Origin of the sequence: Streptomyces sp. NPDC002574, assembly GCF_042889545.1 — a bacterium.
In the GTDB taxonomy this organism is placed as follows: domain Bacteria; phylum Actinomycetota; class Actinomycetes; order Streptomycetales; family Streptomycetaceae; genus Actinacidiphila.
In genome coordinates this window covers 1-16643 of sequence record NZ_JBIARB010000003.1, presented here as the reverse complement: position 1 = coordinate 16643, position 16643 = coordinate 1, and the positions used below count along the sequence as shown (strand labels likewise).

19 protein-coding genes are annotated in these 16643 nt (G+C 73.2%); 7 read left to right on the top strand and 12 right to left on the bottom strand.

Annotated elements, in window-relative coordinates; translation table 11 throughout:
• Nucleotides 1-9: 9 nt before the first annotated feature.
• From ACFYXS_RS06980 to sigE, 5 genes are all read right to left on the bottom strand, one after another.
• Nucleotides 10-621 carry a hypothetical protein gene (locus tag ACFYXS_RS06980; RefSeq protein WP_389244757.1) on the bottom strand — a complete coding sequence of 204 codons (612 nt, stop codon included), beginning with the start codon at nt 619-621 and terminating at the stop codon, nt 10-12.
• A 79-nt stretch (nt 622-700) separates the two neighbouring features.
• A complete protein-coding gene (locus ACFYXS_RS06975; RefSeq protein ID WP_389244755.1) occupies nt 701-1150 on the bottom strand; it encodes a sec-independent translocase in 450 nt (149 codons plus the stop codon).
• 130 nt (nt 1151-1280) lie between these two features.
• The gene (locus ACFYXS_RS06970) at nt 1281-2759 is read right to left on the bottom strand and encodes a S1C family serine protease (RefSeq protein WP_389244753.1); all 1479 of its coding nucleotides are present in this window, start codon (nt 2757-2759) and stop codon (nt 1281-1283) included.
• 69 nt (nt 2760-2828) lie between these two features.
• Nucleotides 2829-3767, bottom strand: a complete 939-nt coding sequence (locus tag ACFYXS_RS06965; protein WP_389244751.1) for a zf-HC2 domain-containing protein — start codon at nt 3765-3767, stop codon at nt 2829-2831.
• Nucleotides 3764-4540, bottom strand: a complete 777-nt coding sequence (gene sigE, locus ACFYXS_RS06960; protein WP_360907370.1) for an RNA polymerase sigma factor SigE — start codon at nt 4538-4540, stop codon at nt 3764-3766. The genes ACFYXS_RS06965 and sigE overlap by 4 nt, the downstream gene beginning before the upstream one ends.
• Nucleotides 4541-4676: 136 nt before the next feature.
• Between sigE and ACFYXS_RS06955 the strand changes: the two genes are divergently transcribed.
• Entirely contained in the window at nt 4677-5342 is a 666-nt protein-coding gene (locus tag ACFYXS_RS06955; RefSeq protein WP_319665578.1) for an O-methyltransferase, read from the top strand.
• A 179-nt stretch (nt 5343-5521) separates the two neighbouring features.
• Here ACFYXS_RS06955 and ACFYXS_RS06950 read toward each other — a convergent pair whose 3' ends face one another.
• Complete coding sequence (locus ACFYXS_RS06950) at nt 5522-5689, bottom strand: DUF3117 domain-containing protein (RefSeq protein WP_018561471.1); 168 nt, start codon at nt 5687-5689, stop codon at nt 5522-5524.
• A gap of 262 nt (nt 5690-5951) precedes the next feature.
• Here ACFYXS_RS06950 and ACFYXS_RS06945 point away from each other — a divergent pair, with 262 nt between their 5' ends.
• On the top strand, nt 5952-6743 hold the full coding sequence (locus ACFYXS_RS06945) for an enoyl-CoA hydratase/isomerase family protein (RefSeq protein ID WP_389244748.1): 792 nt from the start codon (nt 5952-5954) through the stop codon (nt 6741-6743).
• Nucleotides 6744-6773: 30 nt separating this feature from the next.
• Here ACFYXS_RS06945 and ACFYXS_RS06940 read toward each other — a convergent pair whose 3' ends face one another.
• Both ACFYXS_RS06940 and ACFYXS_RS06935 read right to left on the bottom strand, forming a co-directional pair.
• A complete protein-coding gene (locus ACFYXS_RS06940; protein ID WP_389244746.1) occupies nt 6774-7367 on the bottom strand; it encodes a DNA-3-methyladenine glycosylase I in 594 nt (197 codons plus the stop codon).
• Complete coding sequence (locus ACFYXS_RS06935; RefSeq protein ID WP_319665556.1) at nt 7364-7747, bottom strand: DivIVA domain-containing protein; 384 nt, start codon at nt 7745-7747, stop codon at nt 7364-7366. Before ACFYXS_RS06935 ends, ACFYXS_RS06940 begins: the two co-directional genes overlap by 4 nt.
• Before the next feature lie 122 nt (nt 7748-7869).
• Here ACFYXS_RS06935 and folP point away from each other — a divergent pair, with 122 nt between their 5' ends.
• The gene (gene folP, locus ACFYXS_RS06930; RefSeq protein WP_389244744.1) at nt 7870-8730 is read left to right on the top strand and encodes a dihydropteroate synthase; all 861 of its coding nucleotides are present in this window, start codon (nt 7870-7872) and stop codon (nt 8728-8730) included.
• A gap of 43 nt (nt 8731-8773) precedes the next feature.
• Here folP and ACFYXS_RS06925 read toward each other — a convergent pair whose 3' ends face one another.
• A complete protein-coding gene (locus ACFYXS_RS06925) occupies nt 8774-9568 on the bottom strand; it encodes a TIGR00730 family Rossman fold protein (protein ID WP_389244742.1) in 795 nt (264 codons plus the stop codon).
• An 89-nt stretch (nt 9569-9657) separates the two neighbouring features.
• Nucleotides 9658-10725 carry a succinyl-diaminopimelate desuccinylase gene (dapE, locus tag ACFYXS_RS06920; RefSeq protein WP_389244740.1) on the bottom strand — a complete coding sequence of 356 codons (1068 nt, stop codon included), beginning with the start codon at nt 10723-10725 and terminating at the stop codon, nt 9658-9660.
• Nucleotides 10726-10789: 64 nt separating this feature from the next.
• On the opposite strand from dapE, the gene ACFYXS_RS06915 reads away from it, so the two are divergent.
• A complete protein-coding gene (locus tag ACFYXS_RS06915) occupies nt 10790-11815 on the top strand; it encodes a heavy metal transporter (RefSeq protein ID WP_389244738.1) in 1026 nt (341 codons plus the stop codon).
• Nucleotides 11816-12099: 284 nt separating this feature from the next.
• Nucleotides 12100-12516, top strand: coding sequence for an ATP-binding protein (locus tag ACFYXS_RS06910; RefSeq protein WP_389244736.1), 417 nt, complete (start codon nt 12100-12102; stop codon nt 12514-12516).
• Between the two features lie 84 nt (nt 12517-12600).
• Here ACFYXS_RS06910 and dapC read toward each other — a convergent pair whose 3' ends face one another.
• Both dapC and fdxA read right to left on the bottom strand, forming a co-directional pair.
• The gene (gene dapC, locus ACFYXS_RS06905) at nt 12601-13701 is read right to left on the bottom strand and encodes a succinyldiaminopimelate transaminase (RefSeq protein WP_389244734.1); all 1101 of its coding nucleotides are present in this window, start codon (nt 13699-13701) and stop codon (nt 12601-12603) included.
• 99 nt (nt 13702-13800) lie between these two features.
• Nucleotides 13801-14121 carry a ferredoxin gene (gene fdxA, locus ACFYXS_RS06900; protein ID WP_018561461.1) on the bottom strand — a complete coding sequence of 107 codons (321 nt, stop codon included), beginning with the start codon at nt 14119-14121 and terminating at the stop codon, nt 13801-13803.
• Nucleotides 14122-14234: 113 nt separating this feature from the next.
• On the opposite strand from fdxA, the gene ACFYXS_RS06895 reads away from it, so the two are divergent.
• Entirely contained in the window at nt 14235-15251 is a 1017-nt protein-coding gene (locus ACFYXS_RS06895) for a GNAT family N-acetyltransferase (protein WP_389245786.1), read from the top strand.
• A gap of 10 nt (nt 15252-15261) precedes the next feature.
• On the top strand, nt 15262-16086 hold the full coding sequence (locus ACFYXS_RS06890) for a transglutaminase-like domain-containing protein (RefSeq protein WP_389244732.1): 825 nt from the start codon (nt 15262-15264) through the stop codon (nt 16084-16086).
• The last annotated feature ends 557 nt before the right edge of the window (nt 16087-16643 follow it).

Here is a 16643-nt window from a genome sequence, read left to right as displayed (position 1 = left end):
GACCGCGGGTCAACGCCGGTAGGCGTGGATGTCCTTGACCCGCGACAGCCCGAGACCGTAGGCGCTCATGCCGCGCCCGAACGCGCCCAGGTGCACCCCGCGCGCGGAACCGGCCATCACCCAGCCGTACTCGGACTCGCGGTAGTGGAAGGGCGCGGGCTCGCCGTCCACCGGCAGGGTGAGCGTCGACCAGTCGGCACCGTCGAGGTTGTCGGCCAGGTCCCACGCGATGGCGGTCTGCTGGTCCAGCCAGTCCTCGCGCAGATGGCGTTCCATCTGGGTGGGCCAGGTGCACGACAGCAGCCCGGAGCCGGCCAGCCACGCCGCGGAGGACACCGAGGTCTCCTCCAGGACGCCCGTGCCGTCGGCGCTGTGCCGCACCGGGCGCTGCGCGACCGTCACGACCACCGTGAAGCGGCGGTTGTCCGGCGTGGGCTCCACCTTCACGGAGGGCTCGTCACCGTGGCCCGTCGAGCCGTGCTCCACGGTGCCGTCCGCGCTCCTGCCGACGGGGGCGAGCCAGCGGTGCCCGGTGAACGCCTCGTCCAGCCCGTACCAGGCGAAGTCGGCCCTGAGATAGCCGTCGATCGTACGATCCGCTGGATCAGCTGTGGTCTCCATACGCGCGGCGCCTCCTCCATAAGGGCAAACAAAGGGAGAATAGCCACTCGCGCGACCTGAACGGGGCAGGGGCCCCGGTTCAGGTGGCGTCGGAGTCGAACGGCGGAGCCTCGCCGGGCTCCAGCCCGTCCCGCTTGCGCAGCCGGTCCGGCGTGCCCGGGGAGCCGGAACCGCCGGTGGAACCGCCGCCGCCGGAACCGCTGTCCCGGCCGTGGACGGCGTCGGTGACCGCCGACATCTCCTCCTTGAAGTCGAATCCGTTACGGATCTCCTTCAGGCCGAGCTCGTCGTTGTCCAGCAGCTGCTTGCGGACGAAGTTGCGCGGGTTGAGGTCCTCGAACTCGAAGTCCTTGAACTCCGGGCCCAGCTCCTTGCGGATGTCCGCCTTGGCACTGTCGGAGAACTCACGCACCTTGCGGATGAACTGCGTGACGTCCTTGATGACCTTGGGCAGCTTGTCGGGCCCGAACACGAGCACGGCAAGGATCACGAGCGCGACGACCTCCAGCGCGCCTATGTCTGAAAACACCGTGCAGCTCCTCGTGGTCCTCGGCCGGCGGACGGAATCCGGCGGATCTCACCGTACCTGCCCGAACCAGGTAGGCGGGAGTGGCCCGGGGTCAACAGTAGGCCGCGCCGGGGTAAACCCGTGCCCCGGCTCAGCCGGTGGCCGAACCGAGGACCAGCTGCACGCTGCGCTGCTTGCCGCCGCGCTTGAGGGTGAGGGCCAGCTTGTCCCCGGGACGGTGGCTGCGGATGCGCACGATCAGCTCCTCGCCGCTGTGCACGCGCTTGCCGTCGATGGCGGTGATGACGTCGCCCGGCTCGAGACCGGCCTTGGCGCCGGGGCCGTTCGGGGTGATGGACTCCCCGTCGCCCTCGCCCTCCGGGCTCACCTGGGCGCCGTCGCCCTCGTACTGCAGATTGATGCTGACGCCGATCACCGGGTGGGTGGCCTTGCCCTTGTTGATCAGCTGCTCGGCGACCCGCTTCGCCTGGTTGACGGGGATGGCGAAGCCCAGGCCGATGCTGCCGCCCTGGCTGCCGTTGCCGAAGGGGTCCGAGCCGGTGTCGGCGGAGCGGATGGCGCTGTTGATGCCGATGACCAGGCCCCGGGAGTCCACCAGCGGGCCGCCGGAGTTGCCCGGGTTGATCGGGGCGTCGGTCTGGATGGCGTCGACGTAGCTGACGTCGCTGCCCTCGGTGTCGCCGCCCGCGGTGATCGGCCGCTGGGTGGCGCTGATGATGCCGGAGGTCACGGTGCCCTCCAGGCCGTACGGGGCGCCGATGGCGACCACCGGGTCGCCCACCTGGGCCGCGTCGGAGTTGCCGAGGGCGACCGGGCGCAGCCCCTTGACCCCGCTGACCTTGATGACCGCCAGGTCGTAGCCGGTGTCGCGGCCGACGATCTTCGCTGAGCGGATCTGGCCGCCGTTGAAGGTCACCGAGATGGTGCCGCTCTTCGCGACGGTCTCCACGACGTGGTTGTTGGTGAGGATGTGGCCCTCGTCGTCCAGCACGAAGCCGGTGCCGGTGCCCTCGCCGCTGTCGCTCTTGACGTGGATGTAGACCACGCCCGGCAGGACCTTGGCGGCGATGCCCGCGACGCTGTCCGGGGCGCGTTTCCCGGCGTCCCGGGTGACCTGGGGCAGGGTCACCTGCTCCGATCCGTCGCTCTGCGCCACGTACGCGCCCAGGGCGCCGCCGATGCCGCCGGCCACCAGCGTGAGGGCGACCAGGCCGGCGGCCAGCGGGCCGCGGCGGCGGGAGGTCCGGGGGGCGGCGGACAGCGGCCCGGGGGCCGCCCAGGGGTCGTAGCGGTGCCACTGGCCGACCGGGAGCGGCGGCGGGACCGGGTTCGCGGTGGGCGGCGGCGCGGCCGGCAGGGGAGGCCGGGAGGGCGGTGCGGTGTCCGCCGGACGGGTGACGGGAGGCGCCGGCGCCCAGGGCCCGGGCTCACCGTAGGGCGGGGTGTCGTACGGGTCTGAGCCGTGCCGCGGGACGGCGTCCTGCGGAGGCTGCGGGGGCGGGGCGGCGGACGGACCGGACCGGGGCGCGGCGTGCGTCTCCGGCGGGGCCGGTGACACCGGCTCCGGGCGGCTCCACCACTTCGGCCCGCCGGGCTTCCCCTGGTCCACAGTGCTCCCCTACGACGACCTGTCCTCCCTGGATTGAACCAGGAGTCGGCGCCGCCCGCAGCCGCCCGCTCAGCGGCTGACGGGGAAGGAGCCCAGCAGGGGGGTGGCCGAGTCGGCGGGAACGGATGCCGACGGCGAGGCAGGGGTGCCGCCGCCGGGACGCGGGGAGGCCGTGGCCGACGTACCCGGCGCGGGGGCGGCCAGGGTGGCCGGAACCGCCGTCCCGGACGCGGAGGGCGAGGGGGACGCCCGACGGCCCGGTGCCAGGAGGGACCGCGCGACGGCCGCCGGGTCGACCCGGCCCTCGGACGTCGGCGAGGTCATCGCGAAGGGCCGCGTACCGCTGCTCGGGTGCAGAAGGTCGCCGTTCGGCCTGGCCCACACATCGGCGGCGGGCCGGGCGGACTGCTGCGAGCTCAGAGGGGTCACCGCGGCACCGGTCTCGTCCAGACCGGGCTCAGGGGCGCCGTCCAGCGGCAGCGCGCCGCCCAGGGCGATGGCCGCCATGGAGAACGCGCCGGCCGCCGCGAAGGCGAACCGCCGCCGGCCGCGGCCGGCCGAGCCGGTCGGGCCCGGCGCCGCGGGGGTGCTGGGACGCGCCGTCTCGTGGATCCGGAAGCCCCGGGACGCCGATGCCGACAGCGGCAGCGCGAACTCCTCGCGGGCCTTGCCGAACAGATCGCCGTTCAGCCGCTCGCCGCCGAGGCTCGCGGCCTGGATCATCCCGCCGCCGTCGAAGGGCCCGCCCGTCGCGTCCCCGTCGCCCGCGGGCAGCTCCTGGAGGCGGGCCAGCAGGCCCGCCGAGAGTGCGGGCGGCGCGGAGGCCGCGATCGCGTCCTTCATACGGCGCTGCTCGTCGGCCGCGTCCTTGCACTCGGTGCAGGTCGCCAGGTGCGCCAGCACCCGGTCGCGGGCGTCGTCGTGCAGCTCACCGTCGACGAAGGCGGCGAGATGGTCTCCCAGGTGCTGCTCGGCGCAGAGCAGATGCCGGCTGCGGGTGCTGCTCACGTGCCCCCGCCCTCCAGGGCCGCCCGGCCCGTGGTCAGCACGGGTGCCCGGCCCGGACGGGCGGCGGGCGCCCGGTGCTCCAGCGCCTTGCGCAGGTGGGAGCGGCCGCGGTGGATGCGGCTGCGCACCGTGCCGAGCTTGACGCCGAGCGTCGCCGCGATCTCCTCGTACGACAGGCCCTCGATGTCGCAGAGCACGACCGCGGCGCGGAACTCCGGTGCGAGGGTGTCCAGCGCCTGCTGGATGTCGGCGTCGAAGTGCGTGTCCGCGAAGTGCTGCGCGGGGGACGGCTCACGGCTGGGCAGGCGCTCTGCCGCGTCGTCGCCGAGTGCGTCGAAACGGATGCGCTGGCGGCGCCGGACCATGTCCAGGAAGAGGTTCGTGGTGATGCGGTGCAGCCAGCCCTCGAAAGTGCCGGGCGTGTACGTCGACAGCGAACGGAAGACCCTGACGAAGACCTCCTGCGTGAGGTCCTCGGCGTCGTGCTGGTTGCCCGTCAGGCGGTAGGCGAGACGGTAGACCCGGGCGCTGTGCGTACTGACGATCTCCTCCCAGGAGGGAGGGGTCCACGTCTGAGCACCCCCGTCGGTGGCGAAGGTCGCGTTGGCGGCCACTGTCGAGGACTCGTCGGAGCGCGGACGGTCGTCAGCTGTATCGGTCACGGATTTCGGCTCGCCGGCCGACCTGCGGAAGCGCGACAGCACTCCCCGGTGACCCGCCGCAGCCGCACCTCCCCTATCGGCTCTGGTGGTGTCCAGTAGAGCCCCTACCATATCCACCTCGCCCGTTAGCTCCGGATAAGTGCCGAGCTCATCCGCGCGGCCCTCGTTCCCCACCATCTCTCGAACCTCCCAACGACTGGTCCCATCTCCGGGTTCCCGACCGCAACGGATACAGTCGCCGGGCGGGCTGCAACCGTCACGCGGACAGGAGAGGGCAATTACCGGCAACCGGCAGGCGAGCTGGGCGTTCGCGGACGCTTTCGTCGCCGAGGACGACGCGCTGATACGAGCCCGCGCGCGAGCTCGTGAGGCGGGCGTGCGTCCGGTCTCCCCGGGCACCGGCGCGACCCTGCGCCTGCTGGCCGCGGCCACCGACGCCAAGGCGGTCGTGGAGATCGGCACCGGCACCGGGGTCTCCGGCATCCACCTGCTGCACGGCATGCGCGCCGACGGCGTGCTGACCACCGTCGACACCGAGCCCGACCGCCAGCAACTGGCCCGCGGCGCCTACCGCGAGGCCGGCTTCGCCACCAACCGCGCCCGCTGCATCCCCGGCCGGGCGCTGGACGTACTCCCCCGCCTCGCCGACGGCGGCTACGACCTGGTCTTCTGCGACGGGGACCGGCTGGAGTACCCGGACTACCTGGGTGAATCGCTGCGCCTGCTCCGGCCGGGGGGTCTGGTCTGCTTCGAGGGCGCCTTCGCCCAGGGCCGCGCGATGGACGCCGCCCACCAGGAGGCCGAGGTGATCCGGCTGCGCGAGCTGATGCGCACGGTCCGGGACAATCCCGCGCTCGCCCCGGTCCTGCTGCCGACCGACGACGGACTGCTCTGCGCGGTACGGCGCGGCTGACCATTCCGGCGTCGCCGATACCGCCGCGCGCCCGTATTCAGGTGCGTTTCGCACCGTCCGGCCGTTCAGCGGTTCTGCGGGTCTGCGGTTCTGCGGGTCCGCCGTTCTTCCGGAAAGAACAAACAAGCGACCCCCGGCGCAGGCGTGCTGCCGGGGGCCCAAGGCTTGGATTGGCCGGTTCAGGCGATGGCCTTCTTCAATGCCTCGCCGAGTGCATCCGCCTCGTCCGGGGTCAGCTCGACGACAAGCCGTCCGCCGCCCTCGAGCGGAACGCGCATGATGATGCTCCGCCCCTCCTTGGTCACCTCGAGCGGGCCATCACCCGTCCGCGGCTTCATGGCCGCCATGCTCGTTCCCCTTCCTGAAACCAGCTCTTCGCACACGGTGGCCCAGGCGCCACCGGACTCGAACACATTGGTTCTCGGCCATTATCCCGCATCGGGTGACCCGATGACCAACATCGGTTCCCATCCGTTCGAGAACCCGGTCCCGCAAAACCGTCCATTTCGGTGATCGCCCACTCGTGTGCGTTTGATGGACGTCACATGTTCGCGTGCGGCGATCTCCGGCATGCTGACCCCGAACGCGAGCCGCGACGAAGGGGATCACATGGCCGACACCGTGCTGTACGAGGTGAGCGACGGACTCGCCACCATCACCTTGAACCGCCCCGACGCGATGAACGCGCTGAACGTCGAGACCAAGGTCGCCCTCCGCGACGCCCTGCGGGCGGCGGGCGCCGACCGGGTGGTGCGGGCGGTGCTGCTGACCGCGACCGGCAGGGCGTTCTGCGTGGGACAGGACCTCAAGGAGCATGTGGCGCTCAGCGGCGAGGCGGGCGGCGGCCCCGCCATGTCCACGGTCCGGGAGCACTACAACCCGATCGTCACGGCCATCACGACCATGCCCAAGCCGGTCGTCGCCGGTATCAACGGCGTCGCGGCGGGCGCGGGGGCCGGTTTCGCCTTCGCCTGCGACTACCGCGTGGCCGCCGACACCGCGGCGTTCAACACCTCCTTCGTCGGCGTCGCGCTGACCGCCGACTCCGGCGCCTCGTGGACGCTGCCCCGGCTGATCGGCCGCAGCCGCGCCGCCGACCTGCTGCTCTTCCCGCGGACGGTCCCCGCGCAGGAGGCGTACGAACTCGGCATCGTCAACCGGCTCGTCCCGGCGGCCGACCTGGCCGCCGAGGCCGCCGCGGTGGCCCGCGGCCTCGCCGAGGGCCCCACGGTCGCCTACGCGGCGGTCAAGGCGTCCCTGGCGTACGGCCAGGAGCACTCGCTGGTCGAGACGCTGGCCAAGGAGGACGAGCTGCAGACCCTCGCGGGCGCTTCCGAGGACCACCGGATCGCGGTCGAGGCGTTCCTCAAGAAGGAGAAGCCCCGCTACCTGGGGCGCTGACGGCCTCCGGCGGCCGGCTGCCCCGCGGCCTCAGCGGCGGGCGAAGCAGCCGGCCAGGTGGTCGTCCACCAGGCCGCAGGCCTGCATCAGCGCGTAGGCGGTGGTGGGGCCGACGAAGCGGAAACCGCGCTTCTTGAGGTCCTTGGCCAGGGCGGTGGACTCCGCCGTGACGGCCGGTACGTCCGCGGAGGTGCGGGGGGCGGGCCGATCGGCGGGGTCCGGCGCGTAGGACCACACCAGTGCGTCCAGGCCGCCCTCGTAGCCCTCGCGCAGCTCCAGCGTGGCCCGTGCGTTGGAGATCGCCGCGTCGATCTTGGCGCGGTTGCGGATGATGCCGGAGTCGCCGAGCAGCCGCTCGCGGTCCTCGTCGGTGAAGACGGCCACGGCGTCCGGCGAGAAGCCCGCGAAGGCCTTCCGGAAGCCCTCGCGGCGGCGCAGGATCGTGATCCACGACAGACCCGACTGGAAGGCCTCCAGGCAGACCCGCTCGAAGAGCGGGGCCTCGCCGTGCACCGGCCGACCCCACTCGGTGTCGTGGTACTCCCGGTAGTCCGCGGAGGTCTCGGTCTCCAGTCCCCAGGGGCAGCGCGCCTTGCCGTCCGCCCCGACGACCACTGCGCTCATCGCTCGCCGCCGGGCCCGCTGGGCTCGTGGGCGGCGTCCTCCGCGTCCTGGGCGGCGTCCTTGACCAGGGAGGGGCCGCCGAACGCGGTGGCGTGCGCCCCGGCGAGCGCTGCCTCCAGGTCGGCGATGTGCGCGTCGCGCTGGGCGAGTTCCGCGGCCAGCCGGTCCAGCACGTCGTCGACGTCGAGCATGCGGTAGCCGCGCACGGCCACCGGCAGCCGCAGCTGCTCTATGTCGGCGCGCCCCACCGGTCGCTCGCGCGGCAGCCGGTCGTCCAGCCGGTCCGGCTCCACGTCACGGAGCCCCCCGCCGTCACCGAGCACCGCGAGGGCCACCGCGGCGACCACCGCGACCAGCGCGATGAGCAAGAACCAGAACAAGACCTCTCCCGGGGTCGGCCCGACGTGTACGGCACGATCGTGCCACGCCGCGCTGTGCGCGCGGTGCGCGGTCGGCGACTATCTTCGGTCGGCGGACCACATTTCGAGGAGACGGGCGCGACATGCTGAGGCTGGGCACACGGGAATTCGGCGAGCACGAACCCGTGATCATGGCGATCGTGAACCGGACGCCGGACTCGTTCTACGACCAGGGCGCCACGTTCGGCGACGAGCCCGCCCTGGCGCGCGTGGCGCAGGCCGTGGCCGAGGGCGCCGCGATCGTCGACATCGGCGGTGTCAAGGCGGGCCCGGGGGCGGAGGTCTCGGCGCAGGAGGAGATCCGGCGCACGGTCGACTTCGTCGCCGAGGTGCGGCGGCGCCACCCCGACGTCGTCATCAGCGTGGACACCTGGCGCCACGAGGTCGGCGAGGCCGTCTGCGAGGCCGGCGCGGACCTGCTCAACGACGCGTGGGGCGGGGTCGACCCCCGGCTCGCCGAGGTCGCCGCCGAGCACGGCGTCGGCCTGGTGTGCACGCACGCGGGCGGCGCGCAGCCACGCACCCGGCCGCACCGGGTGGGCTACGACGACGTGATGGCGGACATCCTGAAGGTCACCGTGGGGCTCGCCGAGCGGGCGGTGGCCCTCGGGGTGCGGCGGGACGCCGTCCTGATCGACCCCGGGCACGACTTCGGCAAGAACACCCGGCACTCCCTGGAGGCGACCCGGCGCCTGCCGGAGATGACGGCGACGGGATGGCCGGTGCTGGTCTCCCTGTCCAACAAGGACTTCGTGGGCGAGACGCTGGACCGTCCGGTCAAGGAACGGCTGCTGGGCACGCTGGCGACCACGGCGGTGTCCGCCTGGCTGGGCGCCCGGGTGTACCGCGTGCACGAGGTCGCCGAGACCCGGCAGGTGCTCGACATGGTCGCGTCCATCGCGGGCCGGCGCCCACCGGCGGTCGCCCGGCGCGGACTGGCCTGACGGGCCCGCCCGCGCCGGCTGCCTGCCTGCTGGGGCAGAGCGGCTAGTCGCCGCTCTCCTTGGTCACCAGGCGGACGGCCTCGTCCACGTCGTCGGTGAGGTGCAGCAGTTCCAGGTCCACCGGGGACGCCTTGCCCTGGTGGACGACGGTCTCCCGGACCCAGTCGACCAGGCCCCGCCAGTAGGCGGTGCCGAACAGGACGATGGGGAACTGCGTGACCTTGCGGGTCTGCACCAGGGTGAGGGCCTCGAAGAGCTCGTCGAGCGTGCCGAAGCCGCCGGGCAGCACGATGAAGCCGGAGGCGTACTTCACGAACATCGTCTTGCGGACGAAGAAGTAGCGGAAGTTCACGCCGATGTCGACGTAGGGGTTGAGCCCCTGCTCGAAGGGGAGCTCGATGCCGAGCCCCACCGAGACGCCGCCCGCCTCGCACGCGCCGCGGTTGGCCGCCTCCATGGCGCCCGGGCCGCCGCCGGTGATGACGGCGAAGCCGGCCTCCGCGAGGGCCCGGCCGATGCGGACGCCGGTCTCGTACTCCGGGGCGCCCTCGGGCGTACGGGCGGAGCCGAAGACGCTGACGGCACGGCCGAGTTCGGCCAGCGCGCCGAAGCCCTCGACGAACTCGGACTGGATGCGCATCACGCGCCAGGGATCCCCGTGCACCCAGTCCGACGGGCCGCGGGTGTCCAGCAGCCGCTGGTCGGTGGTGGACTTCTGCACCTGGCCCCGGCGGCGCACCACCGGGCCGGTGTGGCGCTCGGGCCAGCCTCGCCCTGCGGAGCTGCCTTCCGCCGCCGCCGTCTCGGCCGCCGCCGCCTCCTCCGCGTCATGGTCCATGTCGCGCTCCTTTCGCTGCGTCCCCCCGGTCCGGTCAGGGTACGCACGCGCCCACCGCGCGGATCAAGAACGCGCCGCTGAACAGCTCGTTACGCCAGCCAGGCGCGCAGTTTCCGCTCCGCCTCCAGGACGGCGGCGACGGCGACGTGCTCCTCGCGGGTGTGGGCCAGCTTGGGGTCGCCGGGGCCGTAGTTCACCGCGGGGACGCCGAGCGCGGAGAAGCGGGCGACGTCCGTCCAGGCGTCCTTGGGCGCGGGCTCGGTGCCGATGGCCGTCACGAACGCCGCCGCGGCGGGGTGGGACAGGCCCGGCAGGGCGCCGGGGGCGCTGTCGGTGAGCAGCACGTCGAAGCCCTCGAAGACCTCGCGGACGTGGTCGAAGGCCTCGGCCTCGGAACGGTCGGGGGCGAAGCGGAAGTTGACGATCACCGCGCACGCGTCGGGGATGACGTTGCCGGCGTGACCGCCCTCGATCATCACCGCGTTGAGGCCCTCGCGGTACGTCAGGCCGTCGATGACGGCCTGCCGGGGCTCGTAGGCGGCGAGCCGGGCCAGCACCGGCGCGGCCTTGTGGATGGCGTTCTCCCCGAGCCAGGCGCGCGCGGAGTGGGCGCGGCGGCCGGTGGTCTCGACGCGGACCCGCAAGGTGCCCTGGCAGCCGCCCTCGACCTTGCCGTCGGTGGGCTCCAGCAGGACCGCGAAGTCGCCCTCCAGCCAGTCGGGGTGATGCTGGACCAGCCGCCGCAGCCCGTTGCGCTCGGCCTCGATCTCCTCGGCGTCGTAGAAGACGAAGGTGAGGTCGCGATGGGGCTCGGTGAGGGTGGCGGCGAGCCGCAGCTGCACGGCGACGCCGGACTTCATGTCGGTGGTGCCGCAGCCCCACAGGATGCCGTCGTCGTCCAGCCGGGAGGGGACGTTGTCGGCGATGGGCACGGTGTCCAGGTGCCCCGCGAGCACGACCCGCTCGGCGCGGCCCAGACGGGTGCGGGCGACCACGGCGTCGCCGTCGCGGTCGACGGTGAGGTGCGGCAGGGCGCGCAGCGCCTCCTCCACGGCGTCCGCCAGCGGCTTCTCGGCGAGGCTGACGGAGGGGATGTCGACGAGCTGCGCCGTCACCGCGGCGGCGTCCTGACTGAGATCGAGCACGGGCCGTTCCATGAGGCCGACCTTACCGGGGGACGAATACCGTGGTCGGCACAGCCGCCTTCGGTACGGTGTGCGCGTGCCGAAGCCGACGTCGACGTCCAGCCCCGCCGCGCGCGCCCCCAAAAAGCGGGGGCGGGCCGCGCGGGTGGTCACCGCCGCCCTGGTGCTGCTGGGGGGCGCGGGCTACGCGGCCCACCACTTCGGCGTGATCGGGGGTCCCGGGCCCGTCGAGTGCACGGTGACCGCCGAGGGCGGGACGCTGCGGCTGGAGCCGCAGCAGGCCGCCAACGCCTCGACGATCGCCGCCGTCGCCAGTTCGCGCGGACTGCCGGAGCGGGCCGTGGCGATAGCGCTGGCGACGTCGATGCAGGAGTCCGCGCTGCGCAACATCAACCACGGCGACCGGGATTCGATGGGCCTGTTCCAGCAGCGTCCCTCGCAGGGCTGGGGCACGGCGGCGCAGATCATGGACCCGGTCTATGCCTCGAACGAGTTCTTCGACGGCCTGGTGAAGATCCAGGGCTATTCGCGGCTGCCGCTCACCGTGGCCGCGCAACGGGTGCAGAAGAGCGGTTATCCGCAGGCGTACGCCAAGCACGAGGCGGACGCGGCGCTGCTGGCCGCCGCCCTCACCGGCCGGCACGGTGCGGCGCTGACCTGCACGACGGCGGACGGCGAGCGGACCGTCACCGGTGGGGACGCGGCGAAGGTGCGCTCCCGCCTGGTACGGGAGTTCGGCCCGGACGTGGCGCCGCGGACGATGGCGGCCGCCGATCCGGACCCCGGGGCCGGCGCGGAGGGCGACGCCAAGAACGGCGGTGCCGCGGACCGCGCCAAGGGCGGTGGCCAACAGACCGCGGGGCCGCGCACGGTGGCGGTGCCCTCCGCGCCCGCCGACGGCGAGGGCCGCGGCGGGGACGCCCGGCGGGGCTGGGAACTCGCGCAGTGGGCGGTGGCGCACGCCCATGAACTGAAGGTGGAGAAAGTCGCGTTCGCGGAGAGCGAGTGGTCGGCGGCGGCCTCCGGCAAGGGCTGGACGAAATCGAATAGCGCCGATTCCGGCACCGCGACCGAAGACGTGCGCATCACCGTCGCGCAATAGTGCGGGCATTCACCCCCAGGCGGGTCGCTTGTACGCCAAACCCATCAGATGGGAAACCACCTCGGGAGAACGTCAAAACCCCATCTGAGGAACGGCCGTGACGTTTCGTCGGCGCAGCTCAAGGCGTCCGAATTGCTCCGCTTTACCGGCCGCCGGAACTCACCGCATTGCCAACTCTTTACCTGAGGCGGCCGCAACCTTCGGGGCACCTCACGCGGTAGTCACGACGTCCGCCCCGCGGACATGTCACGCCGTAACTGTCGTCTCTCCGTAAAAGGAGCACCATGTCTCTCCCCCTCACGCGTCGGATCGTCCGGGCCGCCCTGCTGGTCGGCGCGGCCGCGGCTCCTCTCATCGGTGCCGGTGCCGCGTCCGCCGCCGAGCTGCCGCAGGTCGGCGACCTGGGTGGGCTGACCAACGTGGACAAGGCCCCGGAACTCGCCGGCACGGTCACCAATGCGGCCCAGGACTCCGGCGCGGTGAAGACCGTCCAGCAGTCCGTGCCCGCCACGGCGAACACGGTGGCCGGTCTCGGCAAGACGGTCCAGCCGGCCGTCAGCGGCGTCGCCACGAAGGCGGTGGGCACCATCGGCGGCGCCGCCGTGGAGGTCGGCAAGCACGCCGGCAAGACCGGCCTGCCGCTGCAGAGCCTGCCCACCACCGACCAGCTTCCCCTCAAGGGGCTTCCCCTCGGCGGCTGACCCCCACAGCCGCACCGGAAGGGCCCGGAGAGCCTCGGCTCCCCGGGCCCTTCGGGCACTTCGGGTTCTCCCGCTACGGGTCGGTCAGCCGGCCAGGCGGCGCACGGCGGCCGCCACCCGTTCGTCGGTGGCCGTGAACGCGATCCGCACGTACCGCTCGCCGGCCGCGCCGTAGAAGTCGCCGGGCGCCACGAGGATGCCGCGCTTGGACAGGTCGGCGACCGTGTCCCAGCCCGACTCGTCACGCGTGGCCCACAGGTAGAGGCTGGCCTCGCTGTGCTCGATGCGGAAACCGGCCGTCTCGAAGGCGGTGCGCAGGGCCGCCCGGCGCCGCGCGTAGCGCTCGCGCTGCCCGGCCACGTGGGCGTCGTCACCGAGGGCCGCGATGGTGGCGGCCTGCACCGGCGCGGGCGTCATCATGCCGCCGTGCTTGCGGATCTGCAGCAGCTCGCCCAGCACGGCCGGGTCGCCCAGAAGGAAGGCCGACCGGTAGCCCGCCAGGTTGGAGCGCTTGGACAGCGAGTGGACGGCGACGATGCCCTCGTACGAGCCCCCGCAGACGTCCGGGTGCAGCACCGAGACCGGGTCGGCGTCCCAGCCCAGCTCCAGGTAGCACTCGTCGCTGAAGACCAGCACGCCGTGCTCCCGCGCCCAGGCCACCGCCCGGCGCAGCTCCTCCTTGCCGAGCACCCGCCCGGTGGGGTTGGACGGGCTGTTGAGCCACAGCAGCCGCAGGCCGGCCGGGTCGAGCTCGGTCGGCTCGTCGTAGACCACCGGCTCGGCGCCCGCCAGGCGCGCGCCGACCTCGTAGGTCGGGTAGGCCAGCCGCGGGTACGCGACCTTGTCGCCGGCGCCCAGGCCCAGCTGGGTCGGCAGCCAGGCGACCAGTTCCTTGGAACCGACCACCGGCAGCACATGCGTGTCCCCCAGGTCCGGGGCGCCGAGCCGGCGGCCCGCCCAGCCGGTGATGGCGGCGCGCAGCTCGGGGGTGCCCCACACCGTGGGGTAGCCGGGGCTGTCGGAGGCCTCGCTCAGCGCGCGGCGGACGATGTGGGGGACCGGGTCGACGGGGGTGCCCACCGACAGGTCGACGATCCCGCCGGCGTGTGCGGCGGCCGTGGCCTTGTACGGTTCGAGCCGGTCCCACGGGAAGACGGGGAGTCTGGACGAGACTGGCTGCGCCACGCTGATGCTCACTTTCCGTTACCGAACGGCCCGGGGGCCGCTAAACACGGCGGTCCCGCACGGCGGTGTGCCGTACGGGACCGCCCGCAATTGTCGGGGTCACTCGCCCTGCGGGGGCAGGGCGGCGATGAAGGGGTGGTCGCGCTCGATCAGCCCGAGCTTGGAGGCGCCACCGGGCGAACCGAGCTCGTCGAAGAACTCGACGTTCGCCTTGTAGTAGTCCTTCCACTCCTCCGGGGTGTCATCCTCGTAGAAGATGGCCTCCACCGGGCAGACCGGCTCACAGGCTCCGCAGTCGACGCATTCGTCCGGGTGGATGTACAAGGACCGCTGGCCCTCGTAGATGCAGTCGACCGGGCACTCCTCGATGCACGCCTTGTCCTTGACGTCGACACAAGGCTGCGCGATGACGTAGGTCACGCTGTCGTTCCTCCTCGATAGGGCTGTCTCGCGCGGGAGCGCGGCGTCGTCGATGCCCGCCCCTAGTATCTCCGTTCTTGGGCGGCAGACGAACAGGAGGGGCGGTCATGAGCATGGATTTCACCGCCGGAGCTCGGGCGGACGTACGCATAACCCCCTCTGACGTGGGTAAACGCGTATCGGTCCGCCGGATCGCGGAGATCGTCGGCGGGCGCCCCGTGTTCACCGACGCCGTAGGGGTTCTCACATCGTGGGACGCGGGCGCACTGGTCGTGACCCGCAGGAACGGGGAGGCCGTCCGCATCGCGGAACCCCTGCTCGTGGCGGCCAAGATCGTTCCCGACACGCCGGTCCGGCGCGGCGCGCGGGCACCCCGCGCGACCGTCCGCGAACTGCAGGAGAGCGCCGCGCGCTGCTGGCCCGCGCCCGAGACCGCGCGGCTCGGCACCTGGACGCTCCGCGCCGCCGGCGGATTCACCCGCAGGGCCAACTCCGCGCTGCCGCTCGGCGAGCCGGGGCTGCCGGTGGCGGCCGCGGCCGAGGCGGTGGCCCGCTGGTACGGCGCACGCGGGCTGCCCGCGTACATCCAGGTCACCACGGGCGGCGAGGACGGCGACGAGGCCCTCGCGGCGTCGCTCGACGCCCTCGGCTGGACCGCCGAGGGCCACGCCCTGCTCCGCACCGCCCCGCTGGCGCCGCTCGCGGACCTGTCGGGCGCCGAACGAGTGCGGCTGACACGGGAGGTGGACTCCGGGTGGCTCGCCCGCTACCACCGCACCGGCGGCCTCGGCGACGCGGCACTCGCCGTTCTCACCGGCGGCCCCTCCGTGTGGCTGGCAAGCGTGCCCGGCGCCGCGGAAGGCGCGCCCGCAGCGATCGGCCGGTGCGTGGTCGACGGACGCTGGGCGTCCTTCGGCGCCGTCGAGACCGACCCTGCCTCGCGACGGGGCGGGCTGGCCACGGCGGTCGTGGCGGCACTGGCCCGCAAGGCCCTGGACGAGGGTGCCTCGGGCGCGTACCTCCAGGTCGAGGCCGACAACGAGGGCGCCCGCGCGCTCTGGGACCGGCTGGGCTTCGGCACGCACCACGGGTACCACTACCGGCGCGGACCGCGCCCGGCGGACGGTTAGGAGCGGCGACATGGAGGACACCGTGAGGCGGCGCTTCGCCGATGCCGCCCGCGAACCGCGCCCGGACCTGGCGACGCTGTGCCTGCTCATCGGCGAGGAGGCCGACCCGGGCCTCGGCGAGGCCGGGACGGACGCCGCGCAGATCGAACTCGACCGGCTCGCCGGGCTCCTGCCGTACGGACTGACCCGGCCTGCCGACTGGGCCGCCGCCACGGCCGCCCTGCTCGGCGGCCGGCTCGGCTTCGGCGGGACGCCCGCGGACTACCAGCGCCTGGACTCCTCACTGCTGCACGAGGTCCTGCGACGGCGGCGCGGGCTGCCCATCCTGCTGTCGGTCGTGTGGATCGAGGTCGCCCGGCGGGCCGGTGCGCCGGTCCACGGCGTCGCCCTCCCCGGCCACTTCGTGGTCGGCTTCGGCGACCCGGCCGGCGCGTTCGTGCTCGCCGACCCCTTCAACGGCGGGCGCCCCCTCGGTGACGAGGACGTACGCCTGCTCGTGGCCGGCGCCACCGGGTCCGCTCCGTCCCCGGCGATGCTCAGCCCGGCCGACCCGCTGGACATCGTGCTGCGCGTGCTGAACAACATCCGTGCCTGGGCCGACGTACGCCCCGAGCACCTCGCGGTCCAGCTGTGGGCGGTCGAGCTCTCCCTGCTCCTGCCGCACCATCCCGGGCGGTTGCGGCAGGAGCACGCGCAACTGCTGGTGCGGGCGGGGGATTTCGTGCGGGGCGCGGCCGAGATGGAGGCCTGTGCGGAGGTCCTCGACGCGGCGGAGCCCGCGGTGGCGGGGGTTCTGCGGCGTCAGGCGCGGGCCGCGCGCGCCTTGCTCAACTGACGCTGCGCTTGCGGTCCGGGTAGGTTTTTCCCCGCCCGCCCTCCCGGGTGCCCTGTGAAGTCACGCACCCCGGCGCGCGTTTCAGTGGGTGCCGGGTGCGGGGCCTCCGGGGCCGGCCATTCTGGACAGCACATTTACGTGCGTTTCCAGCACCTGCTCATCCCATCCCTGCCCGGATCCTGCACACAAATATGCTCCACAGTCCAGAACACCCACCCCTACACCCCCGCCCCCTCCGTAGGAGCAAGCGCCTGATCCCCAGTGGGGGTATGAAGGCAGTCCGGGGTGGCTGCGGTTGCCTGGATACCGCCCCCACCGGCCCGCCAGGCCTGCCCCAATATTCGGCCGGGGGACCCGCTGTGGGCGCGACGTGGCGGCCGCTGCGGTGTGTGTGGGCGGTGACGGCTGGGCGGCCGATGTGCCGCCGCACCAACCCTGGGCCTGTGCCATGGCCGCCCTACCCCGTTATCTTTTTCGCGGTCCTGCAATGGGGCCGCTGGCCTCCGGGCCCGGTATGACTGTTGCCCCCTGTCGTAGGTATGACCTGGGGGGTGGTG

Bases quoted from the DNA above. Each gene is read 5' to 3' on its own strand.
- ACFYXS_RS06980 (WP_389244757.1), bottom strand. From the start codon at position 621: ATGGAGACCACAGCTGATCCAGCGGATCGTACGATCGACGGCTATCTC.
- dapE (WP_389244740.1), bottom strand. From the start codon at position 10,725: ATGGAACGGCCCGTGCTCGATCTCAGTCAGGACGCCGCCGCGGTGACG.
- ACFYXS_RS06910 (WP_389244736.1), top strand. From the start codon at position 12,100: ATGTCTCTCCCCCTCACGCGTCGGATCGTCCGGGCCGCCCTGCTGGTC.
- ACFYXS_RS06950 (WP_018561471.1), bottom strand. From the start codon at position 5,689: ATGGCGGCCATGAAGCCGCGGACGGGTGATGGCCCGCTCGAGGTGACC.
- folP (WP_389244744.1), top strand. From the start codon at position 7,870: ATGCTGAGGCTGGGCACACGGGAATTCGGCGAGCACGAACCCGTGATC.
- ACFYXS_RS06890 (WP_389244732.1), top strand. From the start codon at position 15,262: ATGGAGGACACCGTGAGGCGGCGCTTCGCCGATGCCGCCCGCGAACCG.
- ACFYXS_RS06940 (WP_389244746.1), bottom strand. From the start codon at position 7,367: ATGAGCGCAGTGGTCGTCGGGGCGGACGGCAAGGCGCGCTGCCCCTGG.
- ACFYXS_RS06895 (WP_389245786.1), top strand. From the start codon at position 14,235: ATGGATTTCACCGCCGGAGCTCGGGCGGACGTACGCATAACCCCCTCT.
- ACFYXS_RS06945 (WP_389244748.1), top strand. From the start codon at position 5,952: ATGGCCGACACCGTGCTGTACGAGGTGAGCGACGGACTCGCCACCATC.
- sigE (WP_360907370.1), bottom strand. From the start codon at position 4,540: ATGGTAGGGGCTCTACTGGACACCACCAGAGCCGATAGGGGAGGTGCG.
- ACFYXS_RS06925 (WP_389244742.1), bottom strand. From the start codon at position 9,568: ATGGACCATGACGCGGAGGAGGCGGCGGCGGCCGAGACGGCGGCGGCG.